We start from the raw sequence: 23,775 nt of genomic DNA, 5'->3' as shown, positions 1-23,775 counted from the left end.
CGGATACCGTCGATGTCTACGGGAGGTGCGGCGATGAAGGCAATGATGAAGCAGGTGGTCGCGGCTAACAGAGTCGGAATCATCAGTACACCGAACCAACCGATGTATAAGCGGTTGTTGGTGCTGGTTACCCAATCGCAGAACCGCTCCCATACGTTGGCGCTACGAGCGCGTTGTAAGGTTGCTGTCATTGTTTTTATGAGTGCGAGATGATGTTTATGATGTTTAGGTAGTTTTTCTACCCTTGTTACACATCTTAAAGTGTATATTGCAGTTTGTAAAGTATTTTCATAAAAATCTACTTCTGGTATGATTTGCGTCACTACTCAAAGCTAGATAAGCAAAGGATTTGTTAAGAATCCCGATCTTTTAGTACCTTTGTGAAAACGTAGACACGGTTTGCTCAAGATCCAGAGCCAAGCATTTATCCAACGCCATGTACATCCAATTAAAGAGACAATTGTCGGTCTTGGCTGAATTTGCGAAAACCTACTGCTGATGCTAAAAAATTAGGACTTACGCATTGACAGAAAATACCAAATATGAAGTATGGTTTTCAGGCATTAAACCTTGATTTTTCGACACTGTTTAGGCGATCGCTATTTATCAAAGGATGATTGATAAAAGCCTGAAACGACGTATTTTCGTTAAGTCACAAGATAAGAAATTTGTACAGTGCGTAAGTCCTAAAAATTACGAACTGAGCGATCGCGAGGCAGAAGTTTGGATACTACGTCGAGTCAACCTTTCTTAATCAATGTCAATTTCTCATTCCCACATAGTTACCTACAGTCCTGCTTACACAATCGTTCCCACTTATGAGTGCTTCAATCGCTGTAGTTACTGCAACTTTCGCGCAGATCCAGGTAAAAGTCCTTGGATGAGTTTAGAAGCCACAGAAAGCATTTTGAAACAACTTCAACACCAAAATATCTGTGAAATTCTCATACTCAGCGGTGAAGTGCATCCCCAATCATCGCGGCGTTCAGATTGGTTTCAACGGATTTATGACTTGTGCAAATTGGCATTTTCAATGGGGTTTTTGCCGCACACAAATGCTGGGCCGCTAAGTTTTGAGGAAATGCAAAAACTCAAGAATGTGAATGTTTCAATGGGGTTGATGTTGGAACAATTAACCCCGGAATTGCTAAAAACTGTGCATAAACATGCACCTAGTAAATTACCAGAAGTAAGGTTGCAACAATTAGAGTGGGCAGGAGAATTGCAGATTCCGTTTACAACAGGTTTGTTATTAGGAATTGGGGAAAACGAGAATGATTGGTGGGAGACATTAGCAGCGATCGCCCACCTTCATGAACGTCATCATCACATTCAAGAAGTCATTCTGCAACCCCACAGTCCTGGAAGTCAGCAAACTTTTAATGCATCACCCTTTGACCCCAATAAACTACCAGAATTAATTTTCAAAGCACGTCAAATTTTACCGTCAGACATCACCATCCAAATTCCGCCGAATTTAGTCAAAGATAAGCAATGGTTACTCGCATGTTTAGAAGCAGGTGCAAGAGATTTAGGTGGAATCGGGCCAAAAGATGAAGTGAATCCTGATTATCCTCATCTTCAAGAGCAGGAATTGAGAGAAATTTTACAACCTGGTGGATGGGAATTAGTGCCGAGGTTGCCAGTTTATCCGCAGTTTGATGGTTGGTTGTCGGGAGAGTTACAGACAGTTGTGAAGCAATGGCGAAAAAATGACAAAATATACCTTAACCACGCTTTTCAGACATCCTATGAGAAGACGAGAAATCAAGTTTTTTTAAAGACAGTTTCAATTTCCGAAACAAACCTGACAAATGCTGTAAGAAGAGGCTAGCTTATTGATAATCACAAGCGGCACTCAGCAGCTATGGTAAAAGAATTAGCAATTCGCACCTCTGGACTGACTAAGCAATTTGACAGACACGTTGCCGTTAATAATGTTGATATAGAGATTTATGCAGGTGAAGTTTACGGATTAATAGGCCCTAATGGTGCGGGAAAGACAACTCTCATCCGGATGTTGGCAGCAGCAGAAGAACCAACTACGGGTGAGATTTATATTAATGGCGATCGCTTGTTGCGCGATCACAGTAACCCCACTCTCAAGCGCCGCCTTGGTTACTTACCTGATGACTATCCGCTGTATGAGGAACTCACTGTCTGGGACTACCTAGATTATTTTGCTCGTTTGTATCGTTTGCGAGAACCGCGCCGTACCCAACGTCTGCATGAAGTTTTAGAACTGATCCAGCTAGTCAATAAACGCAACAGTTTGATTTCGACGCTATCGCGAGGGATGAAGCAGCGCCTCAGTTTGGCGCGAACAATTATCCACGAACCGATTGTACTGCTGTTGGATGAACCTGTTTCAGGACTTGACCCCATTGCTAGGATGCAGTTTCGGGAAATTATCAAAGTGTTGCAAGAAGCGGGAATGACAATATTAATTTCTTCCCACGTTCTTAGCGACTTAGCAGAACTGTGTACCTCAGTGGGAATTATGGAACTCGGTTACTTGGTAGAAAGTGCATCGCTACAACAACTCTACCAGCGTCTTGCCCGCCAGCAAATTATCATCTCTACTTTGGGAAAGCTAGAAGAAGTGTTGGGGGAACTGAAAAATAATCCTTTCGTACAAGAGTGGGAGGTGATGAGTGCCAAAAACAGCGTGCGGGTGAATTTTTCTGGGAAACAGAAAGACTGTACTGACTTATTGCGATCGCTGATTCAAGCTGACATTCCCATTACCGAATTTCACTGTACCCAAGAGGACTTGGAAGCTATTTTCCTCAAGCTGGGTCACAAACAAGCATCATAAGTCAAGAGTCATTGGTCATTAGTCATTAGTTAGTGGTTAGTGGTTAGTGGTTAGTGGTTATTCTCTTCCTACTCCCACTCTCCCACTCCTCCCTATCACCCCACCTCCCCATCGCCCCAATTTTATTTTGGAGAATTTTATCCATGATGCTCAATTTTCTTGACAGAATCGGCGACTGGAATCCGCAATTGCTGCGGGAAATTAAAGGTCGCCTGAAAGTTTTTCCTGTGGCGATCGCCTGTGTTACATCCTTAATTGGTCAGCTAATACTGTTCCTCTATCAATTACGAGAAATACCTGGCGAAAAATACCCAGTGTCTGGCAATTATTGCCTCGTGGGAGAAGCTTATAAACAACAACTAAATGATATTTACCCGCAGATTAATCGACTACAACAACAATTATCTTTTTTTAGCAAAGCAAAAAATTACGACGCAGAAAAAATTCAATTACTTACACAACAAGTAGATCAACTAAAGACAGAAGAACGTCGTATCAATAATATTTTGTACAATCAATTCTGTCCTTTAGACCAAATAGATATGCAACTGTGGTGGCGAGACCACTGGGAATATATATTCCTATCACTCACAGTAATTTTTATCTTCACGCTCTTAGATGCAGGCACTTATTTACTGATCAATAACTTAGCTCAAGAAGAACATCGGGGAACATTAAACTTTCTCCGTCTTAGTCCCCAGTCAGAAGCAAGTATTTTGACTGGCAAAATGCTAGGAGTTCCGATTCTAATCTATTTGGCGATCGCAGTTGCAATTCCTTTACATTTGGTAGCAGGGCGTTCTGCCAAAATAGCCTTTAGTCACATTTTGAGCTTTTATGCTGTTTTGGCTGCTAGCTGCATATTCTTCTACAGTGCTGCACTTTTATTTGGATTTTTTAGCCGTTTCTTCAGCGGTTTTCAACCTTGGTTAGGCAGCGGTGCAGTTCTAATTTTCTTGATAATTACAATGCAAATGGCATCAAGTGGCCCCTATTTAGACAATGCAGCTGCTTGGTTAAGGTTGTTAAGTCCTTTTGACATGACGGCTTATTTATTTCCAAATTTATTCCGTAGATACAATTGGGAATTGCTAGAACAAATACAGTTTTTCTATCTCCCTGTTGGGAAAAGCCTTGTCGGTCTGCTAGGTTTGAATTTATTGAATTATGGCTTGTGGACTTATTGGATTTGGCATGGACTACAGCGTCGCTTCCGTAATCCGAATGCAGCAATGCTGAGTAAGGGTCAGAGTTATTTTTTGGTTGCTTATTTGCAAATCATTCTGTGGGGATTCACTCTGCAATATGTCAAAAATTATTATCCTGCCTACCACCCCAGTACTAGTCCTGTTCCTGCCTATTACGATTTGAATTACCAGGTATCGCAAAACTTTCCTTTGATAGCATTTTTTAACTTACTGCTGCTGTTCGGCTTAATAGCAATTCTCTCGCCTCATCGCCAAGCAATACAAGATTGGGCAAGATATCGGCACCAAAATATTTCTAATAGCAAAAGAACCTGGCAAAATTCACTATTGCAAAATTTGATATGGGATGAAAAAAGCCCTGCGCTAATCACAATGGTGATTAATCTTGTGATTGTTACTACCCCATTAGCAATTTGGATTTTACTTGCACCTGCTTTGAATACTCACCCTATAAATAACTCCAATTGGCTAATTGAAGTTGGTAGTTTCAAAGCAATTTTAGGTGTGGCGTTGTTTATCACTTTAATGATGATTTACGCTACCTTGGCACAAAGAATGCTACTCATGAAAACTGTTAAACGTTCTTTTTGGGCAACTGGTACTGTTGCCGCAGCAATATTTTTACCACCGATGCTTCTAGGAATGCTGGGAGTTCAAGCTTCTGAAACTCCTATCTTATGGCTGTTTTCAAGTTTTCCTTGGACAGGTCTAGAATACGCCACAACGACAACAGTTTTTATGGCACTTTTGGGTGAATTGAGTGTCTTGGTATTATTAAACTTGCAGCTGATACGTCAGGTCAAATTAGCAGGAGAATCTGCCACGAAAGCATTGTTAGCAGGAACTTAGACTGATAAATATGTAGGGTAGGGTGCGTTACACTGCGTTAACGCACCGCATAAAATTAGCAATCAACAATCAAATCTATCTACTAACCACTAACCACTAACTAATGACTATTTAATTACCTTCCTGACTAATTCCGGAATCAGAGAAGGACGTTCGGCTACTGGGATTTTTACTTCAGAAAAAGCAGCTAATTTGCTTTTTGCTGTGCCAAAGTCAGGGTGGCGTCCGATAACTGCCGCTAGGGTTCCTGTTTGACGCCAATGTTTCGCTGGTGGTGCATGGGTGCCTGCAATGTAGGCAACTACTGGTTTGTCGATCGCTTCACTAATGTATCGCGCTGCTGCTTCTTCTCTACCTCCACCTGGTTGTCCAACTAACACGATCGCTTCTGTAGTGTCGTCCTCATCAAAAATTTGCAACCATTGGATAAATGATGAACCAACGATCGCATCACTACCAATACTGACACTAATGGACTGTCCTAAACCAGCTGTGGTTAATTCCTTAGCAACTTCATAGGTAAGGGTGGTACTGCGACTGAGGACTCCCACTTGACCAGGGGTATAAAATTCACTTGGTTGAGTACCTAAGAGAATCCGACCTGGTACGATGATACCTGGACTATTCGGCCCTACCACTAGTGTTTCTGTTGCCTCGGCTTTACGCAGTAATTGCACCATATCTAAAGGTGGCACACCTGGAGATATGACAATGATTTGGCGGATACCAGATGCGATCGCTTCCAATGCCGCATCTAAAACTTGGTAAGGGTGTACGCAGATAATCGTAGTGTCAATTAATCCATATCTATCTACCACCTCTTCTACCAGGTCGAACACTGGCAGACCATAAATTTTTTGTCCACCACATCCGGGATCTACTCCAGCTACCAAATTCGTACCATAGGCTTTCATTTGATCAACATGAGTTGCTGATATAAATTCGCTGAAGCCTTGGATTAAAACTTTACTGTCTGGCGTTAAGTTCATAAAAGCACGGTAATTTAGGAAACCCACTAGCTGAAGCTATTGGCAGAAATAACACATACACTGTGTCGTATCAGTTGAATTTGGATAAAGCGAACCCCTCTCAACATTCAGTCCTACAAAAAACTTTTACTTTGGCTGAAATCTACAGTTAGACAAGCTATGGGTTGCCTCTATTTGATTTATCTATTCTGCCTCAGATATCACCCCAAACTTGGGGTGAATATATATCAAAACTTTTTATGAGGGGTTGATTTGGCAAGATGGACTGCTTCTGCCACTGCTTCATCTAAATTTTCTACTACTACTATAGATGCATCACTCGGAGTTTTCAGTGTTGCTAGATATTTTCTGGCTGCATCAAACTCAGAACCAGCAAGACGAACAACCAAGCGCGGTAAATAGGTTTCACGACGGCTTTTGCTGCCATTAGAACGGGAAGCGTGTGTTTTAAGTTCGTTTTTATGTTGTTGGATAAAATTAGCAATGACTTCTGCCACTTCTCCACTCTGAGGAACGCTACCTAGAAAATTAATCAGCATCACTTGAATACTTTTATCCCCAGCTAGGATATTCAATGCTCGATCGAGGCGATCGCGAAAGGTACTTGGTAAAGTATCGGTGGGAAAAGCGTGGCGTAGATTCAGGCAAACACCAGGTTTGCCACCAGCATTGACTACTAAATCCAAAGTCGTCAACACCGAACCCGTACCATTACCCAAAATGCCGATTTTACCGTGCAGTTCTACCGCGTCCCAATTGGCTAAATTCTTGTTAAACTCAACGCTACTGTGACGATTGCTCATTTTTCTGGCCATCTCAGCGATATCTGGATGACGGGCGATCGCTCTTTCATTGACACTGACGTTACCATTAAGAGCCATGACTTGACCAGAAGAACTCACTGCCAGGGGATTGATTTCCACTAAATCTAGGTCTTTTTCTATAAATAAGCGGTATAGTTTCTCAACTACAGTGCTAATCGACTGCATTAACGCACCTTGCAAGCCCATTTTTAGAGCTAACCGTCGGGCGTAAAATGGGGAAAATTCCTGTTCCACTACGACATGTTGCATTTTTTGTCCAGCAGATTCCCAATCAATATCTGCTTCTTTACAACCCAAAAGTATCGGTCGGCAAACCGCAGTATCTAAAACTACAGCCAGATAAAATTCTTGTTCGGCATCATACTTAGCTTCTGCCAGCAGCACTTCTGGTAACTCGCCTAAAATTGGCAAATTAAAAATATTTTGTGCAGCGGCGATCGCATCTATAGTCGTTTCCACAAACCTGACTCCACCTGCTTTTACTCGTTCACCTCCATGTACTTGAGATTTCAGTACAATCGGGTAGCTAATTTTTAATCTTTTTAAATCCGTGGGATGGTCAATTTTTTGAGAAGGCAATACGGGAATGCCTATTTTCCGAAACCATTCTTTTACTTGATACTCTAGCAATTCCATTTACACACCTAAACTCTAGCCACTTCAGTTCGATTGCGGCGGTGCTGATTAAAATATGAAAGCTGCACCTAGTTCGCAGAATAAAACTTTGTCACCTATTAAAAATTATTTTTCTCTCATTAATTTTATCCAATTCAGTAAATCAGGTAAATTCACAGCTTCGTTCGTTTTTACCATTTCTACAATAGGTAATTAGTCACATCAGTAAATCTTCTTATATCTGAGTGAACCAGCCTTTTTGTCACCAAACGTTGATACATTAGTACATCGGATATTTTCTCATATGAGAGAAAATTGTTAATTCGGCACTTGAAAATTTAACCTCTTTAATTCAACTCAGGGAAAACACTAATGACAGAAAACACACTGACTGGGAGTGAGATAAAATTATTTACTTGCGACTGTTAACAGCGATCGCTATTTTTATGATTACTCAACTGAGACCAATACATATGGGCATTTTGAAAATATAAAGGAAGGCAAAATCTATCTAAAATGATGGATATAGTCACTATATAGAAAAAAGCGCAATTTTTATTATTCCCATTTTTTATTCTAAATTTATACTGGCATTCATTTTTTTTACTTAACAGTCACAAGTATAAAAACTAGGAATTGTGAAACTCTCCATCAGTTTTGTAGAACTAATTAAAGTGATGTTTAGCAAGACCTTCAGAACTTTATCAACTTGATTTTGACTTTTGGTTAAAGTTGGAAAATTGTGTTACAAAAAATGTCATTAAGATTGAAAGGCTGGGGTTAGTTAAACTGTGTATCTACATTCAGAAAACACAATTAATTCTTCTAACACGCTTAAAAATAAATCAAACTATATAAATCAGCAGGATAGCTCTATGCAAGTAGCAGTCATAGAAGAAGATTTACAGTTTATAGCGCAAATTTTGCAAGAACAGTTGCGTGCAGAAATTCCATCTGGTGAATTCTTCCAGGTGAAGTGTGCTGTCAAAAATGACCAGTTAATGATCCTAACTCAACACCCACAAGGTGTGGCAGCTGATACCGAAAATATTTTTACATTACTTGAGGATGCGCTCCAGTCGTTACTAAACCACCACGGACAGCGAGTGGAAATTTTTCTCAGGATAGCAGGTGTGAAACTGCCTTACGCCAAACATTCCCTGATTTTAAAAGGTTCTGAAGTAGGGGAAGAGGAGAAGACGGAGGAAAATCCTTCTCCATTTACTACTTCCTACTCTTATACAGACGAACAGCCATTTGCCCCTACTGATTCCCCCGAACAGACTGAAGAGGAACCGTTTGATCCAATGGCAGATGCGCCGGATTTGTCTTTTTATACAACATCAAAGTCAAGACGTTCAGTCAAAGGCATTGTGTTGGGTATAGCACTGGTAACAATCGCAATTTTAAGCGGAGGAGCCTACTTCCTAACTCGTCCTTGTGTGATGTTCGAGTGTAAAGAAATACAAACAGCCGAAGAGTTACAAAAGTCATTTCGACAACTGATCAACAGCGCCAAGTCAGAAACAAACTTGACAAATGTGCAACAGCAGTTGTCGCAAGCAGTTGCAGCACTGCAAACAATTCCTAATTGGTCGCCGCGTTACCAAGAAGCTGAGAAACTGACCAAAAATCTGTCTGAACGATCGGAAACTATTGACAAGGTGGTCAAGGCATTTAGTGTAGCATCGTTGGCAGCGCAAAAAAGTAAGACTTCAGCAAATAGCCTAGAGGAATTAAAGGCTAGGCAAAATCTATGGCGACAAGCGATCGCCCCATTAGAAACGATTGGTGCTAAAAATGAACTCTATGGATTAGTACAGCCACAATTAGCAACATATCGGGCTAGATTACATAGCGTTAATCAGCAGTTGCTGGTCGAAGACAAATGGCTAAAAAAATTAACAGCAGCAAAAGATGTAGCTAATGCTGCCACAAAGCGGGAGAACACCGCCAAAACTTTACCAGAGTTGCAAAAAGTTCAATCCACTTGGCAAGTAGCAGTGAATGCCTTGATTTCCATTCCCAAGAATAGTCCTGCATACCCAGAAGCCCAAACACTGCTGGCAGACTATAAACCAAAACTAGCAATTGCACGCGATCGCGCTACTAAACAAGTATTAGCAGCCCAAACTTACAAACAAGCTGTGAACGTTGCAGAACAAGCCAAACGCTATGAAAAACAAAACCAATGGCAAGCAGCGGTAACATACTGGAATCAGGCTCTAAGCGCAGCAAAACAGGTTAGCACAGATAGTTTTTACTACACTCAAGCTCAAACCTTAATCGAACCTTATTCGACATCACTCAAGCAAGCAGAAGAAAAACTCCAAGCTGCCAACTTTTTACAGCAAACCCGCACCGATCTAGAAAAAACCTGTTCTGGTGCAATTCGAGTTTGTAATTTTACTTTAACTGCTCGGGAAATTATGGTTCGCATTACTCCAGAGTATGAAGAAGCACTAAATACTAGCTTGAATCAGGGCAAACAGAATGCTGTCGCAGATGTTACTAATCATTTGCAAAGCTTACAGCAAGCTTTAGAGGTAATTAGTGATAACGCCAACTTAGCTGTGATCGTCTTTGATGCCCAAGGTAATCAAATTCACGGTCATGTACCGGGAGGGTAGGCCCTCCTCATCTAATCAGCTGGGCAGCGGAGTTAAAAAACAAACGGCTCAATCCCCTGGTTAATAAAATGCTTGTTAGCAAGTTAGCGACAGCAGTCATGAACATGATTAAAATTTGATAGGATGTAGCATCGAGGGCATTTACGCTACCCAGCACTTGTCCAGCAATAAACCCTGGTATTGTCACTAAACCAATAATCATCATCTGATTGATGGTGGGAATTAAGCCAGCACGAATAGCGTCTTTGCGATACTGGGCGACTGCTTGCTGGGGAGTTGCACCTAAACTCAGGTGAGTTTCTATTTCTTGCTGGCTGTTGTTGATGGTATTGACAAGACGTTCTCCGGCGATCGCAGCTGCATTCATAGCATTACCTAATATTATTCCAGCAAGGGGAATTACGTACTGCGGTTCATACCATCTATTTGGTTGAATAATTATAAAGTTTGTATAAAGTATAACTAAAACTGTACTAACTAAAATTGAACCCCACACTAAGGGCAAAACTTGCGGTATTTTTTGAGTGATGCGATTTCGTGCGACAATCGCCGTAATCGTTAATAAGACTGCTAAAAACCCCAAAACTGCCCAAGCATTGTCAAAAGCAAAGATGAAATCTAAAACGTATCCTAATACCGCTAGTTGTAGGATGGTTCTCCCAGTCGCAAGGGCTAAGTTGAGTTCTAGTCCTATGCTTTCCCAAGCAGATAAACCAATGGCTATAGCCATCAATGCTGTAGCACTAGCCAAATCAATCAAATCCAGTTTAATGAGTTCCTGCATAGATTTTTACTTTGTTAGTAGTTAGTGGATAGTGGTTAGTAGTTAGTAGTTGGTAGTTAGTAGTGATTTTTCACCACTATCTACTATCCACTAACCACTATCCACTAACCACTATCCACTATCCACTAACCACTATCCACTATCCACTAACCACTATCCACTAACCACTATCCACTAACCACTATCCACTAACCACTATCCACTATCCACTAACCATCTCTTGCTGAAATTGCCAATACACCGGGAACTTTAATTACATGTATTGGATCTTGTGTTGATATATATCACGTTTTACCCAAGCAGATGGGAGCCTTCAACAATTTCAAATTCCCAATACAGAATTAAACTTAGGGTCTAATTACAGAGATGGCCAATATTTCAAGAGTTAAGCATCGTGTTTACAAATTTTGCTACACCACAATAAATTTAGTAAAAACTCTTGATAAGACTGTATTCAAGGCGACATCCTGATAGTATCAGTATGATTAAAAATTCCCTAAGCAAAAATTCTGCATTGGCATCTATCTTGACATAAGTTTAAAACTCATGATTCAAAGTGAAAACTCTATCCCTGCATTTGACATCAAGCAGCAATACGCCTTTATTGAAGCAGAAATCAGTGCTGCTGTTTTAGAAGTTCTAAATTCTGGTCGTTATATTGGCGGCCCAGTAGTTGAAGGCTTTGAGCAACAGTTTGCTGCCTATACTGGTGTGAGTCAATGCGTAGCCTGTAATTCCGGTACTGATGCCCTCTATTTGGCTCTTAGGGTTTTTGATATTGGTGCGGGTGACGAAGTGATTACAACACCCTTCACTTTTATCGCCACGTCTGAAGTTATCAGTGCTGTGGGTGCAAAGCCGATATTTGTTGATATCGATGCAAATACGTTTAATTTAAATTTGCGGCAAGTAGCAGCGGCCATAACACCCAAAACCAAAGCTATTATCCCTGTTCACTTGTTTGGACAACCTGTAGATATGACTGCATTAATGGATATAGCCAATGCTCACAATCTCATCGTCATTGAGGATTGCGCCCAGTCTACAGGTGCAATTTGGGGTGAAAAAAGGGTAGGAAGTATAGGACACATCGGCTGTTTTAGTTTCTACCCTACCAAAAATCTTGGTGGCTGCGGTGATGGCGGAGCGATAACGACCAACGAGCCAGAAATTGCCGCTAAGTTACGGATACTCAAGGAACACGGTCAAAAAAATCGCTACATCCACGAAGAGATAGGTATCAATAGCCGCTTGTATGCGATCCAAGCGGCTATTCTGCAAATAAAGCTACGTTATTTAGATATTTGGAATCAACAAAGACAGGCGATCGCATCTCGTTACCACCAGTTTCTCAGGCAAGTTCCCGGTATAATTCCACCCCAAGAATTAGCTGGAGGAAAAGGAGTTTGGAACCAATACACGATTCGTATACTTAACCAGAAAAGAGACTGGCTGCGTAACCAACTGCAAGAGCAGGGAGTAAATACAATGGTTTACTATCCCCGCCCTCTACATTTGCAACCAGTTTACGAAAATTTGGGCTATCAACCAGGGCAATTGCCAGTGGCAGAACAAGCCTCTCAAGAAGTTGTATCTTTGCCCATGTTCCCAGAACTTTCTGAAGAACAGCAAGATCAGGTGATTTATAGCCTCAAGGATTGTTTGGGGTAGAGGATCGGGGAGCGGGGAGCGGGGAGCGGGGATAAGGGATCGGGGATAAGGAGGACAAGGACAAGGAAAGGGAAGGGGGACTAGGAGGACAAGGAAGTAATTTTTCTCCTTTGTCTTTTCCAAATCCCCAATCTCCAATCCCCAATCCCCAATCCTAGCCTCTAACCTCTACCCTAGTTCCCAAAGCTTCCACCAAGCCACGTACAGCGGCTATCATTGCGACTTCACTGTTGAGTTGGTTGATGGCAGAACCTACACCAACACCAGCAGCACCAGCGGCGATCGCCAAGGGTGCGGTAACATTAGAAATTCCGGAAGCACACAACACTGGTACTGATACTGCACGGGAAATTTCGTAAGCTGCTGCCAAAGTGGGAGCGGCTTTTTCAATCAAGCCCAAAGTACCGGGGTGAGTGGGGTTGCTGCTAGTACCGCCTTCAGTTTGGATAATATCTGCGCCGACTTTCACCAGTTCCTCAGCCAGCTGTACCTGTTGATCTAGTGTGAGAATATGGGGAACGGTGACAGAGAGGGTAATTTCAGGAAGAAGAGCACGAGTTTCTTTTGTCAGCGCTAAAACTTCCTCTGCCTCAAATCTGCGTCCTTGGGCATAGAAAGAATCAAAGTTCCCAATTTCAATTAAATCTGCACCAGCAGCCACAGCTTGCACAAATTTTTCTGGTTCTACCGCTGATACACATATTGGTAAATCAGTCAAGTTTTTAGCTAATTTCACCAAGGCTGGATCGGCAGCGATATCGACAAAAGTCGCACCACCGTAGTGTGCAGCTTTGACGGTGGCAGCAACACGGTTGGCGTCAAAGTTATTCAAACCGCTGATAACTTTGAGAGCACAGCGGTTAGCAAATGCACGTTGGAGAGTAGGATGCATCGTCATTATTCCTCTCACAAATTTACAAAGTAGGAATATTGTCACACTACTAGACGCTTGTTGCTAGGGGGTAGGGGGAGTAGTCAATTAAAAATTAAAAATGTAGAATTCAAAATTTTTAATTTTTAATTTTTAATTCCCCGAGGAGGAGATGGGGAGAATAACCACTAACCACTGTACGGGCGGGTTTTGATAGATATTTTATGATTGAAGCATATAAATTTGTGGCTAAACCCGCCCCTACTAACCACTAACCACTAACTCTTGACTAATGACTAATTTGCCAAATTTTGATAGTTTTATCTGCACCACCACTAACGAGCGTCTTGCCATCTGGACTAAAGGCGATCGCAAAAACCATGTCTGACTGCTCTTTGGTGTCTATTATCTCTCCCGTTACCAGATTCCAGATTTTAACAGTATCGTCATCGCTGCTAGTAGCAATAGTTTTCCCATCTTGACCAAAGACAACAGCATTTACGTCAGCTTTATGTCCTTCTAGAGTGCGTATTTCTTTGCCTGTATTTAGGTTCCATACTTTGACTGTTTTGTCATCGCTGACACTAACCAATAGTTGACCATTAGGACTGATGGCAATAGCATTCACATCAGCTTTATGTCCTTCCAGAGTGCGTATTTTTTGGCTTGTGTTCAGATTCCAAATGATAATTTTTCTGTCTGCACTAGCACTAATCAGCTTATGTGCATCTGCTGTAAAGGCAACGGACAAAACTGCGCTGGAATGCCCATTGAGAGTGCGGATTTCCTGTCCTGTAGTTAAGTTCCAGATTTTGATAGTTCCGTCATAACTACCACTAGCAATTGTCTGACCATCTGGACTAATGGCAACCGAATTAACCCAGTTTGAATGCCCCTTTAGGGTACGAATTTCCTTTCCTGTATTTAGATTCCAGATTTTTATATTATTATCATTACCTCCACTAACCAAAGTTTGAGCATCTGGACTAATGGCGATAGAATAAACGATGCCTTTATGCCCATGCAATGTACGGATTTTTCTTCTACTCTTCCAGTTCCAAAGTTTAATAGTCTTGTCATCACTACCACTGGCAAGAATATTTCCTGAAGGCTGGAAAGCAAGGGAATTAACATCACCAAAATGTCCAGTTAGAGTTGAAGTACCACTCAAACTTTTCCAAGTTTCATATCCTCCTAACCCCACAAGCAAGACGACAAACCCAACTAACAGTTGATATTTTAAATTTATTTTTGGCTGCTTAACAATGTTTGGGAAAAGTGATGCTTTCAGCCTGATGGTTGATGGTGGCAGCGTTTCAGATAGAATTTGTGATATTGGCTTTGGTTGTGCTTCCTGACGCAAGTCTTGTAAGACTTCATCTACCGATTGGTAGCGAGACTCAATATCTTTTTGCAACAGCTTGTCTAGTACTTGCTCCAATTTTGCAGATAAGGGAGACTTCAGGTGTTGTCGCCAGTCTTTCACCCAGCTATAGCCTTGTTCCATGTATAAGTGAGATGGAGGAATACCTGTTAATAAATAAAAGCAAGTTACGCCCAAGCTGAATAAGTCACTAGCTGGATATGCACAGCCATACTTCATTTGTTCCATTGGTGCATAGCCATAGGAACCAATGCTTGTACCTGTGTGTTCTACAGAAGTAGTTGTTAACTGCTTGGCAACACCGAAATCAATCAGTACTAAATTCCCCTTATTTCCTCCATCCTGGAGGTGTTGGGAAAAGCGACGAATAATATTTTCTGGCTTAATGTCGCGATGAATTACTTGATGCTGGTGGATAAAGTTTAGTACGGGTAATAGTTCACTTAACAGTTCCCAAATCTTTTGTTCGCTGAAAATTCCCTGCTGTATTAACTCCTGTCGTAAGGTTTGCCCCTGTATGAATTGCTGCACTAGATACAGGTAGTTATCGTGTCTAAAGTAAGCATACAAAGTCGGAATTTGCGGATGTTCTCCTAGCTGTTGCAGACGCCGCGCTTCTTCTTGGAACAGTTCGGTTGCTTTGTTTAGAGCACTTGTTCCTTTGACTTGTGGAGCAAGTTGCTTGACAACACAATGCTCTTTTAGCTTATCTTCATCCTCTGCCAAAAAAGTTCTGCCAAATCCCCCACCCCCCAGTGGTTGGATGATACGATAGCGGTTTCGCAGCAGGGCTATGAGTTTTGTGCCGCAACTTTGACAGAAGTCTATCCGATCGGGATTTAAGGGGTTCTCACAACTGGGATTAAGGCAGTAGATCATAGTTAGGTATCTATCAGCCGTTGTAATTTCATGATAAATACTTCTTGATCAATTCCTTTATTTTTCGGATCGCCAATTTGTTAAGTTTTGCTTTCAGATGGTACTGTTACCAAACGAAACAGGTTACTGCCACATTTTTCTAAGTCTTAAACAGTCAAGGATATAGAATCTCTCACTCTCAATACTTCTCGGATAAGCAGACTTGATTCTCCTTTATGGTTTGGGATGCATGTTAAAGGTGAAGGGGTAAAGGATGAATATCCGTCCCTTTCCCTTTTCCCTTTCCCCTTTAACCGAGAAGTATTGCTCTCACTCTGACTTGTTCTATTTTCTATGATGGAGAGCGATCGCCAGATCAAATTCCCCACTACTCCCTCAGATCGTGAATTGGTAAAAACAAATGCGATTAATTTTATACAGCAAGCCAGGATGTCATTTATGTGAAGGCTTGCAGGAAAAGTTAGAACAAATTGTAGATACGGGAAATTTCGCGTCTCTACAGCTAGAAATTCGGGATATTACCACCCGTGATGACTGGTTCGCCGCTTATCAGTATGAGGTTCCCGTCTTGTTTGTAGTCAACCCCAGAGTAGATGAGGGGCAAGATACGAACCCCACAAATGCTACAGAAGAGAGTATGCAACTTATACCCCGTCCTTCTCCCCGTGCAACGGTACAGCAGTTAGAAAAAATACTCCGGAAGTATCAATAGCTCTTTGTAGAAAAAGAAAAATAGTGCAGAATAAAGCCCAAGCTAGGAACCCGAGAAAGGGAAAAGGTTAAAGGGGAAAGGTCTTCCCTTGCCCTTTGCCCTTTACCCTTTACCCTAACCAACGGTATTTCCCTAGTCCCTTTTTTGACGAGGTTCACAACATGAAACTGCGGGAGTTAATAGCTACTGTAGAGGGGATTTTGCAATTACCTGAACATCCAGCGTTGGATAGGGAAGTGAAAGGGTTGACGACCAATTCCCATGCTACTAGTCCGGGTGATTTGTTTATAGGTATGCCTGGAACGCGAGTGGATGGCGGGGACTTTTGGCAAAGCGCGATCGCATCTGGTGCTGTAGCGGCAATTGTATCTCCTAGTGCAGCACACAAGCACCCTCCTACACCAGAGGCTTGTGTCATCACTGCTACGGATATGACTAAAGCCTGTGCCCAAATAGCTGCTGCTTTCTACGACTATCCAGGGCAAAAACTCAAACTTGTGGGTGTGACTGGCACTAACGGTAAAACCACAACTACTCACTTGGTTGAGTATTTCTTGATTAAAGCCAATAAACTCACAGCTTTAATGGGGACTCTCTACACTCGTTGGCCGGGATTCACGCAAACCGCCGTTCACACGACACCGTTTGCAGTGGAACTACAACACCAACTAGCAGAAGCTATGGCTGCCGGTAATGAATATGGCGTCATGGAAGTTAGTTCCCATGCTTTGGCACAGGGACGGGTAATGGGTTGCCAGTTTGAGGTAGGGGTGTTTAGCAACCTCACCCAAGACCATCTCGACTTTCACCGCGATATGGAAGATTACTTTGCGGCAAAAGCACTGTTGTTTAGTCCTGATTATCTCAAAGGACGAGCAATAATTAACGCCGATGACTCCTACGGCAAGCGATTGATTGCCTCTTTAGATGCAGAGCGGGTTTGGAGTTATAGTGTTAGCGATGCTACTGCTGATTTGTGGATGAGCGATCTAATTTACGAGCCTAATGGCGTCAGCGGTATGTTGCATACACCAAAAGGTAATATAACTTTTCGCTCGCCGCTAGTCGGTCAATACAACTTGGAAAATTTACTGTCAGCGGTAGGAGCAGTTTTACACTTAGGTCTTGATTTAGAAATGGTGCCAAATGTTATACCTGACTTTCCGGGTGTTCCCGGACGGATGGAAAGGGTGCAGGTAAGTTCTGAACAAGATATCAGCGTGATTGTGGATTATGCCCACACGCCCGATAGTTTGGAGAATTTGCTCAAAGCCGCGCGTCCGTTTATTCCCGGTAAGATGATTTGCGTGTTTGGTTGTGGGGGAGACAGGGATCGAACAAAGCGTCCAAAAATGGGTGAAATCGCTGCTGAATTAGCTGATGTAGCAGTAGTTACATCCGATAATCCCCGCACTGAAGACCCGGAACAAATTTTGCAGGATATACTAACAGGAATACCACAGACAGTTCAACCAACAGTAATATGCGATCGCGCTACCGCCATTCGTACCGCGATATTACAAGCACAACCCGGAGATGGGGTTTTGCTAGCTGGTAAAGGTCACGAAGACTACCAAATTCTCGGAACCGAAAAAATTCACTTTGATGATAGAGAACATGCACGCGACGCTTTAGCAGAGAGGATGAAGAAGGTTGATGGTTAATGGTTAGTAGTTAGTAGTTAGTGGTCAAAAAGTAAAAACTAACCACTAACTACTAATTATTTCCAATTTATTTTGTAAAAAATGAACACTTAAGGGTGAAAATCTAAGGCAGTATTATTTATCTTTGATATTTCTTGGTTTTTTATTTGCTTTACTCATGAATGCTTCTCCGGGCCCGGATCTGTCAATTTATCAGTTGGCTTTGGAAGTGCAAATGCCTTCTCAAGTCTTATCCTTAACACCTGCTACTCTGCTTTCACTGCTAAAGTCGCAAATTGATTTACTCATTGAACAGCAGATTGCTGCTACTTTATGGGTAAAGCTACCGCCAGGAAAAATTTGGCATTCAGAAATTCAGCGTTATCGTCAGCAATTTGGTGAACATGGAGTTATCTATACTTGCCAAGTTGCAGAGAAAGGGAGAGGGGGAGTAGGGGGAGTAGAGGGAGTGGAGGGAGAAAATACTTCCTCATCTCAAAAATGCTTGGAATTCTTGTCAAATAGTCAGATTCGCCGGGAATATTTTTTCATAGTGTTGTCACCACGGTTTTGCAGTTTAATCGTGGTTTATCGGCAACTCAAAAGCCCTAAAACTTTGCTGACTATAACCACGGTTGACGGAAAAGTCATTCAGCAAGTTTTAGATGGTATGAAAAAAATAATAATAACAGAATTATCTGCGATCGCCGCACCTGCTGATTTGATTTGTCCCTCAGTAGAGATGTTGCATGCAACGTCTCTACTGAGTCAGTTGTTAGCAAAACAACTCCAACGACAGGATGAGATTAATCGTCAAATTATTACTAAACGGATCGCCAAGGTAGAACAGCAAAAACAAACACTACACAACAGTTTGCAACTCAAAGATGAGTTCTTGAACAATGTCTGTCAGGAACTGCGTACACCCCTAACGCACATGAAGACAGCTTTGAGTCTGTTGAATTCCCCTAGTTTAAAAAACCCTCAGCGACAACGTTATTTGGAGATGCTGAAACGAGAGTGCGATCGCCAAAATTCTCTCATTCACGGCGTGTTGGAATTAGTACAAATTGAGCACAATTTAGAGGAAACGAACTTAGAGTCAGTACGCTTAGCAGATATCGTGCCTGGAGTAGTCAGTACCTACCAGCCCTTAGCACAAGAAAAAGGCATCATGTTAGCTTACACTGTACCTACTGAACTCCCTGCGGTTTGGTGTGTAACTGGAGGACTAAGACAGCTTGTTATCCATCTACTTTCTAATAGTATTAAATATACCCCCAACGGTGGTCAAGTATGGGTGCGGGGACGTCTTCAAGGCGATTATGTCTTACTAGAATTGCGTGATACTGGTATTGGTATTGCTGAAAGCGAAATTCCCAAAATTTTCGATCGCTTTTATCGTGTACGTCCACTACCAACAGAAGATCCAGGTGGTGCAGGTTTGGGTTTAACAATTGTACAGCAACTCTTACGAAACTGCGGTGGCTCTATTTCTGTAAAAAGCAAGCTGTCAGAAGGTTCCACCTTTACAGTGCAGTTAGCAATTGCCAGCGACAAACCCCATGAAAATTAAAGTCTATAATTTTGAATTTTGAATTTTGAATTTTGGATTTTCCTTGGCTTCTGCTCCTTCTAAAGGCAGAAAAATAGTCAAAACCTCCCCATAGCGAGGACGTTCACGCACAATTAATTTTCCACCAATTGCCTGAAATAGATGCTTGGTTGCAGCAAGATTCAGGCTAATTGTACCCGTTTCTGGTTGGAACATCAGCAATTGACCAAGAGCTTTGCGAATTGGCGGCGTACAGATTGATTTTGCCGCTGCACCATTGTCTCCTTCTTGAGGGAGAGGTAATAATTGTAACTTTAATTGATCGCCAGCCGGAATGACCTGTACTTGAATATGGCTACCAGCAGGTAAACTACGGGTGAAATTCTCCATTAAACCAGTGAGAACTCGATCCAGCATAGTAGGATTACTCACCACGGTTGGCAACTGTTGGGGTAGAACCACATCTAATGTCAAGTTACGCCGACTTGCCGCTTCTTGCCAGCGGGGGATACTCACTTGCAAGACTTCCTCAAGGCACATCGCTGTCAAGTGAGTGTTTGTAGCTTTGTCCGTGGCAGAAGTTTCTAGTTCTGCTGCTCTAAACAGCAACTCCATCCGATCGATCTGCTCGGTACACTCGCGATCGATAATTTTTAAGTGCTTAATTACCTTAGCAGACAAATCACGCTGTTTTAGCAACAGTCGGGTAATAGTGCGAATGGTTGTTAGGGGAGTGCGGACTTCATGGGCAAAAGCTTGCAGCATTTCTACATCAGGTATTGGCGATGAGGAATAATGAGAATTAACCTCAGCGTTTTGCTTGCGCTCACCAGTTCCTTCAACAGCTTCCCTAGTTCCTAGTCCCCAACCTCTAGTTCCTTCCTCCTCTGGTAATTCTGCTAGCAACAACTGGCTGAACTGCATCACTATGCGATAATCTGGTATCGGAGTATAATACTTGTGTACTAATTCTTCTAGTTCAGCAAACAGATCGGGATTACTCAACATTACCCGTGCGCCCAAAGCTTTCCACGCCTGCTGGACAACCTCTGGATCAAAAGAAAATAAAAATGCTTGTTGCCCGTCGTTTTCTGTTAAAACCAGTACTAGTCTAAATTTATCTGTAAAAACCAGACAAAACTGCTCTTTCGCCAATGGATCTGTTTTGAGCAATGGCAATACCGATTCATTCGCGACAGTTGTATCTGTTGCGATCGCAACATCGCGATCGGGCATCTGAAATGGCATCAGTGCCAAAGGATTAAATACTTGTGCTGTAAAAGTTATCGATCGCAAGCTTTGAGTCAGTTTGGGATGATTAAATACTGGTGCTGGTGCAGCTAAAACTAATCCTTGCGTTACATCAGTACCAACCGTTGCTAAATTATTTAATAGTAGCTGTTGTGTAGCTGCCAAGCTTATACGCCATTGCTGCTGTGCCTTAGCAGATGAACAAAAAGCTACAGTTGATTGACTCTTGGCTAACACTTCGCTCAGACTAGGCAAGATCCATTTGTACACAGGTATTCACCCCTTGATTCAATAGCGACATCCAGCGTTTTGGGCAGATTTTTACTACTTTTTTCGCTACTAATTACGAGATTATCGGTATTTGTGTTATGGCGAAAGTCGTAGAACCGAACAATGGAGGCGGAATTTCCGTTGTTAGTCAAGAGTTAGTGGTTAGTAGTTAGTGGTTATTCTCCCACTCTCCCACTCTCCCACTCCTCCCCATTCCCCACCTCTCCATCACGCTATTCTCTATTCCCTATTTCCCATATTCAAACAGAAATAACCTTTCTGTTGATAGATAAACAGTTGACACTTGAGAACGATGGAAGCGGGAGAAAAACAAGGCAAAACAGTAATGTAAGCACAAAATTACTGATTAATGGAGGATTAAAAATGGTTGTGGGAGAACGCAGACGTGCAGTTGGAGTATTTTCTAATCGTAGTGATGCCGAATATGCGCTCACCGAACTTAGAGATGCTGGCTTTAACATGAATCAAATATCTGTAATTGCCAAAGCGGTATATTAAATATTAGTCATTACCAGCCTCAGCGAAAGTATAAGTATTCAAGTAGACACGATATTAACCCTGATTTTGCGGAAATTTCCGTACTTGATACTCAGATGACTCTACTATCTCGCCAGTAAATCCTAGTTCTTGGGCAAACCGTTGCTCTATGGCGTTCAATTCGGATTGTCCAATTGCTTTCCATTGTTCCCGCGTTGCCCAACGAATGATTAGGATGACCTCTGCTGGCTCGTTGGGGTTAATCCAAACTTCTTTACCGAGAAAACCAGGATAACTGGCAAGCGCTGCTGTCCAAATTTCGGCGTCCTTCTGGATGTATTTTTCTCGTTGTGTAGGTGGTATTTTTACCCTAAGCAGTTCGACAATCACACCTTTTATCCCTATGTTACGTTTGTCAGAATAGAGCTGTAGTCTAGAGTAATTATCCTTCCAGCAATGGTGTATTGCCTAGATGCACTAAGGGTCATTTGATTATAAACAAGGACAAGGCGGTATGGACAGCAACAACTGGATGAGGCAGTTATTGATGATCGGTATTGGTACAACGTCCATGATGGCAGAAAAACTCAAGGAAGTGAGCGACCAACTAGTTAAGGATGGTAAGCTCGATCCTGAGCAGGCTAAAGCAGTCATGGATGACATGTTAAACCAGTTAAAGTCCGAGCAAGGCAGCTGGGAAACTAACATGCAACGGCAAATGCGGAATATGATGCAAGATTTAGGAGTTGCACGTCAGTCAGAGGTGGACGAACTGCGGGGTAGAATTGATCGTTTAGAGCGACAGGTAAGAGACTTAGAAAATAAGCTCTGGCGCTGAGTAAAGGAAATGAGTTTAAGAATAGTTCCTAAACTAAGCCAATAATTTCCAGGTAGTCCGGTGCAAGCTTTTGTTTAGACAGTGCGATCGCCTTCCCTTCACATCGAGCCACTAGATAATCGGTAAACTCGTGGAGTTTGTCCTGTCCAGCGTTTGAAGGCGCGGTGAAAGGCACTGGGTTCAGAGAACCCCAACAAAAAAGCGACATCGTGAATTGGAGTATCCAGGTTTTGCAAATGTCGCAGGGCAAGTTCTTTACGAGTTTCATCCAAAAGTTGCTGGTATGACGTACCCTCGGCTTGTAACTCTCGCTGTAACTGGCGAGAGTCCTTATAAATCACAGAGGAGATGCAAAAAAAACTAGGTCAAAACAGTCTAGGAATTGGTTTAAATCTTACAGAGAATGGAAAGCCAAAAGCTAGTCCAAGAGTTATAGTCCAAGAGTTATATTATGGACAACAGCGATCGCCGTCTCTGCGATGATATCAATCCCAAAAAGTAAATAGTTGGCAAAAGTGCGATCGCATTAAACAGAAGTTAGTATTTAGTTATTAACCAATACGGTTCAGTTCTAGTTGATACTCTGGTTCAGATTGCCCAGCTGTGAGGGACTGAGCGATCGCTCCTCAAGTACTGGAACAATCAAAATCACAGAGGTGCTCAATGAACGGCTTGCAATTAGTTAGAACTACTGCCGAAAATAGAACAGGATTAGCCGTAGTGCGATCGCGCTGCCAGTGCAAGTGCTCCTAATTAAATAATTATTCAATAATTACTGAGGTAACTGAGGTAATAGAGACATTCTGATTTACACTAAAGTTTTGTCCTACAGGTCATTCTATTTACAGACAACCTAGACTAGGGAGGGCTGATTTTGAAAGCGATTTTACTCAGCGTGGGTTTCATGCTAGTTTGTGTTGTGGTTTTGGTGTTGGCACAAATTGGCGGTGGGAAGCAAGAGTCTGCCATTGCTGCCCAAGTAACCGAAATGACACCAGCACCTACTACTGTAATTGAAAACAATACTCTAATGGCGAGCAATCCTTTATCTGATGCAAATGTCGTCACTACACCTTCTGGACTGAAGTATATTGAGTTAGAAGAGGGGACTGGTGCGACTCCTAAAACAGGACAAACTGTTAAAGTTCACTACACCGGTACCTTAGAAGATGGAACTAAGTTTGATAGTTCCCGCGATCGCAACCAACCTTTCAAGTTTAAAATCGGTACTGGACAAGTCATCAAAGGTTGGGATGAAGGACTTAGTACTATGAAAGTAGGCGGTCGCCGTCAGTTAATCATCCCCGCAGAGTTAGGTTACGGTGCTCGTGGTGCTGGTGGCGTCATTCCCCCCAACGCTACCCTAGTTTTTGATGTGGAGTTGTTGGACGTTAATTAGTGGTTAGTGGTTAGTGGTTAGTGGTTAGTGGTTAGTGGTTAGTGGTTAGTGGTTAGTGGTTGGTGGTTAGTGGTTAGTGGTTGGTGG

The 23,775-nt window shown here is 42.2% G+C and carries 20 protein-coding genes and 1 pseudogene; 12 read left to right on the top strand and 9 right to left on the bottom strand.

Annotation, left to right across the window (positions count from 1 at the left end):
* Positions 1-323, bottom strand: a pseudogene (locus HXY43_RS10815) (photosystem II q(b) protein); the annotation flags it as partial.
* 434 nt (positions 324-757) lie between these two features.
* Between HXY43_RS10815 and cofG the strand changes: the two are divergent.
* The 3 genes from cofG to HXY43_RS10800 all read left to right on the top strand — a co-directional run bounded on the left by cofG (position 758) and on the right by HXY43_RS10800 (position 4,875).
* The gene (gene cofG / locus HXY43_RS10810) at positions 758-1,834 is read left to right on the top strand and encodes a 7,8-didemethyl-8-hydroxy-5-deazariboflavin synthase subunit CofG (protein WP_290883173.1); all 1,077 of its coding nucleotides are present in this window, start codon (positions 758-760) and stop codon (positions 1,832-1,834) included.
* 33 nt (positions 1,835-1,867) lie between these two features.
* Positions 1,868-2,818, top strand: coding sequence for an ABC transporter ATP-binding protein (locus HXY43_RS10805; protein ID WP_290883171.1), 951 nt, complete (start codon positions 1,868-1,870; stop codon positions 2,816-2,818).
* 143 nt (positions 2,819-2,961) lie between these two features.
* Positions 2,962-4,875: an ABC transporter permease subunit gene (locus HXY43_RS10800; protein ID WP_290883169.1), complete on the top strand. Its 1,914-nt coding sequence runs from the start codon at positions 2,962-2,964 to the stop codon at positions 4,873-4,875.
* A gap of 107 nt (positions 4,876-4,982) precedes the next feature.
* Here HXY43_RS10800 and HXY43_RS10795 read toward each other — a convergent pair whose 3' ends face one another.
* On the bottom strand, positions 4,983-5,864 hold the full coding sequence (locus HXY43_RS10795; RefSeq protein WP_290883167.1) for a CoA-binding protein: 882 nt from the start codon (positions 5,862-5,864) through the stop codon (positions 4,983-4,985).
* 227 nt (positions 5,865-6,091) lie between these two features.
* On the bottom strand, positions 6,092-7,324 hold the full coding sequence (locus HXY43_RS10790; protein ID WP_290883165.1) for a succinate--CoA ligase subunit beta: 1,233 nt from the start codon (positions 7,322-7,324) through the stop codon (positions 6,092-6,094).
* Positions 7,325-8,178: 854 nt separating this feature from the next.
* Between HXY43_RS10790 and HXY43_RS10785 the strand changes: the two genes are divergently transcribed.
* Positions 8,179-9,933, top strand: coding sequence for a hypothetical protein (locus tag HXY43_RS10785; protein ID WP_290883164.1), 1,755 nt, complete (start codon positions 8,179-8,181; stop codon positions 9,931-9,933).
* Between the two features lie 7 nt (positions 9,934-9,940).
* Here HXY43_RS10785 and fetB read toward each other — a convergent pair whose 3' ends face one another.
* Positions 9,941-10,717, bottom strand: a complete 777-nt coding sequence (gene fetB / locus HXY43_RS10780) for an iron export ABC transporter permease subunit FetB (RefSeq protein ID WP_290883162.1) — start codon at positions 10,715-10,717, stop codon at positions 9,941-9,943.
* A gap of 546 nt (positions 10,718-11,263) precedes the next feature.
* Here fetB and HXY43_RS10775 point away from each other — a divergent pair.
* Entirely contained in the window at positions 11,264-12,388 is a 1,125-nt protein-coding gene (locus tag HXY43_RS10775; protein WP_290883160.1) for a DegT/DnrJ/EryC1/StrS aminotransferase family protein, read from the top strand.
* A gap of 154 nt (positions 12,389-12,542) precedes the next feature.
* Here HXY43_RS10775 and HXY43_RS10770 read toward each other — a convergent pair whose 3' ends face one another.
* Positions 12,543-13,286, bottom strand: coding sequence for a DUF561 domain-containing protein (locus tag HXY43_RS10770; RefSeq protein WP_290883158.1), 744 nt, complete (start codon positions 13,284-13,286; stop codon positions 12,543-12,545).
* A gap of 262 nt (positions 13,287-13,548) precedes the next feature.
* Positions 13,549-15,522 carry a serine/threonine-protein kinase gene (locus tag HXY43_RS10765; RefSeq protein ID WP_290883157.1) on the bottom strand — a complete coding sequence of 658 codons (1,974 nt, stop codon included), beginning with the start codon at positions 15,520-15,522 and terminating at the stop codon, positions 13,549-13,551.
* Between the two features lie 400 nt (positions 15,523-15,922).
* On the opposite strand from HXY43_RS10765, the gene HXY43_RS10760 reads away from it, so the two are divergent.
* The 3 genes from HXY43_RS10760 (at position 15,923) to HXY43_RS10750 (ending at position 19,453) form a co-directional block, all read left to right on the top strand.
* Positions 15,923-16,234 carry a glutaredoxin family protein gene (locus HXY43_RS10760; protein WP_026734407.1) on the top strand — a complete coding sequence of 104 codons (312 nt, stop codon included), beginning with the start codon at positions 15,923-15,925 and terminating at the stop codon, positions 16,232-16,234.
* Positions 16,235-16,395: 161 nt separating this feature from the next.
* Positions 16,396-17,898 (top strand): UDP-N-acetylmuramoyl-L-alanyl-D-glutamate--2,6-diaminopimelate ligase, encoded by a 1,503-nt coding sequence (locus tag HXY43_RS10755; protein ID WP_290883154.1) that lies wholly within the window; start codon positions 16,396-16,398, stop codon positions 17,896-17,898.
* A 157-nt stretch (positions 17,899-18,055) separates the two neighbouring features.
* Positions 18,056-19,453 carry a DICT sensory domain-containing protein gene (locus HXY43_RS10750; RefSeq protein ID WP_290883152.1) on the top strand — a complete coding sequence of 466 codons (1,398 nt, stop codon included), beginning with the start codon at positions 18,056-18,058 and terminating at the stop codon, positions 19,451-19,453.
* Between the two features lie 3 nt (positions 19,454-19,456).
* Here HXY43_RS10750 and HXY43_RS10745 read toward each other — a convergent pair whose 3' ends face one another.
* The gene (locus HXY43_RS10745; protein ID WP_290883151.1) at positions 19,457-20,953 is read right to left on the bottom strand and encodes a HAMP domain-containing sensor histidine kinase; all 1,497 of its coding nucleotides are present in this window, start codon (positions 20,951-20,953) and stop codon (positions 19,457-19,459) included.
* Positions 20,954-21,337: 384 nt separating this feature from the next.
* Between HXY43_RS10745 and HXY43_RS10740 the strand changes: the two genes are divergently transcribed.
* The gene (locus HXY43_RS10740) at positions 21,338-21,472 is read left to right on the top strand and encodes a hypothetical protein (RefSeq protein ID WP_290883149.1); all 135 of its coding nucleotides are present in this window, start codon (positions 21,338-21,340) and stop codon (positions 21,470-21,472) included.
* Positions 21,473-21,526: 54 nt separating this feature from the next.
* Here HXY43_RS10740 and HXY43_RS10735 read toward each other — a convergent pair whose 3' ends face one another.
* On the bottom strand, positions 21,527-21,841 hold the full coding sequence (locus HXY43_RS10735; RefSeq protein WP_290883147.1) for a TIGR03792 family protein: 315 nt from the start codon (positions 21,839-21,841) through the stop codon (positions 21,527-21,529).
* A gap of 124 nt (positions 21,842-21,965) precedes the next feature.
* Here HXY43_RS10735 and HXY43_RS10730 point away from each other — a divergent pair, with 124 nt between their 5' ends.
* A complete protein-coding gene (locus HXY43_RS10730) occupies positions 21,966-22,289 on the top strand; it encodes a phasin family protein (protein WP_026734400.1) in 324 nt (107 codons plus the stop codon).
* A gap of 98 nt (positions 22,290-22,387) precedes the next feature.
* On the opposite strand, the gene HXY43_RS10725 is transcribed toward HXY43_RS10730, so the two are convergent.
* Complete coding sequence (locus HXY43_RS10725; RefSeq protein ID WP_290883145.1) at positions 22,388-22,630, bottom strand: helix-turn-helix transcriptional regulator; 243 nt, start codon at positions 22,628-22,630, stop codon at positions 22,388-22,390.
* Between the two features lie 7 nt (positions 22,631-22,637).
* On the opposite strand from HXY43_RS10725, the gene HXY43_RS10720 reads away from it, so the two are divergent.
* On the top strand, positions 22,638-22,772 hold the full coding sequence (locus HXY43_RS10720; RefSeq protein WP_290883143.1) for a hypothetical protein: 135 nt from the start codon (positions 22,638-22,640) through the stop codon (positions 22,770-22,772).
* Between the two features lie 391 nt (positions 22,773-23,163).
* Positions 23,164-23,688, top strand: coding sequence for an FKBP-type peptidyl-prolyl cis-trans isomerase (locus HXY43_RS10715; protein WP_290883141.1), 525 nt, complete (start codon positions 23,164-23,166; stop codon positions 23,686-23,688).
* Positions 23,689-23,775 lie beyond the last annotated feature (87 nt).

Source organism: Fischerella sp. (assembly GCF_013388695.1).
In the GTDB taxonomy this organism is placed as follows: domain Bacteria; phylum Cyanobacteriota; class Cyanobacteriia; order Cyanobacteriales; family Nostocaceae; genus PCC9605.
This window is presented reverse-complemented; position numbering and strand designations above follow the sequence as displayed.

What these genes read in the sequence shown, in the direction of transcription:
- cofG (WP_290883173.1), top strand. Translation starts at nt 758, where the DNA reads ATGTCAATTTCTCATTCCCACATAGTTACCTACAGTCCTGCTTACACA.
- HXY43_RS10805 (WP_290883171.1), top strand. Translation starts at nt 1,868, where the DNA reads ATGGTAAAAGAATTAGCAATTCGCACCTCTGGACTGACTAAGCAATTT.
- HXY43_RS10800 (WP_290883169.1), top strand. Translation starts at nt 2,962, where the DNA reads ATGATGCTCAATTTTCTTGACAGAATCGGCGACTGGAATCCGCAATTG.
- HXY43_RS10795 (WP_290883167.1), bottom strand. Translation starts at nt 5,864, where the DNA reads ATGAACTTAACGCCAGACAGTAAAGTTTTAATCCAAGGCTTCAGCGAA.
- HXY43_RS10790 (WP_290883165.1), bottom strand. Translation starts at nt 7,324, where the DNA reads ATGGAATTGCTAGAGTATCAAGTAAAAGAATGGTTTCGGAAAATAGGC.
- HXY43_RS10785 (WP_290883164.1), top strand. Translation starts at nt 8,179, where the DNA reads ATGCAAGTAGCAGTCATAGAAGAAGATTTACAGTTTATAGCGCAAATT.
- fetB (WP_290883162.1), bottom strand. Translation starts at nt 10,717, where the DNA reads ATGCAGGAACTCATTAAACTGGATTTGATTGATTTGGCTAGTGCTACA.
- HXY43_RS10775 (WP_290883160.1), top strand. Translation starts at nt 11,264, where the DNA reads ATGATTCAAAGTGAAAACTCTATCCCTGCATTTGACATCAAGCAGCAA.
- HXY43_RS10770 (WP_290883158.1), bottom strand. Translation starts at nt 13,286, where the DNA reads ATGACGATGCATCCTACTCTCCAACGTGCATTTGCTAACCGCTGTGCT.
- HXY43_RS10765 (WP_290883157.1), bottom strand. Translation starts at nt 15,522, where the DNA reads ATGATCTACTGCCTTAATCCCAGTTGTGAGAACCCCTTAAATCCCGAT.
- HXY43_RS10760 (WP_026734407.1), top strand. Translation starts at nt 15,923, where the DNA reads ATGCGATTAATTTTATACAGCAAGCCAGGATGTCATTTATGTGAAGGC.
- HXY43_RS10755 (WP_290883154.1), top strand. Translation starts at nt 16,396, where the DNA reads ATGAAACTGCGGGAGTTAATAGCTACTGTAGAGGGGATTTTGCAATTA.
- HXY43_RS10750 (WP_290883152.1), top strand. Translation starts at nt 18,056, where the DNA reads ATGAATGCTTCTCCGGGCCCGGATCTGTCAATTTATCAGTTGGCTTTG.
- HXY43_RS10740 (WP_290883149.1), top strand. Translation starts at nt 21,338, where the DNA reads ATGGTTGTGGGAGAACGCAGACGTGCAGTTGGAGTATTTTCTAATCGT.
- HXY43_RS10730 (WP_026734400.1), top strand. Translation starts at nt 21,966, where the DNA reads ATGGACAGCAACAACTGGATGAGGCAGTTATTGATGATCGGTATTGGT.
- HXY43_RS10720 (WP_290883143.1), top strand. Translation starts at nt 22,638, where the DNA reads ATGCAAAAAAAACTAGGTCAAAACAGTCTAGGAATTGGTTTAAATCTT.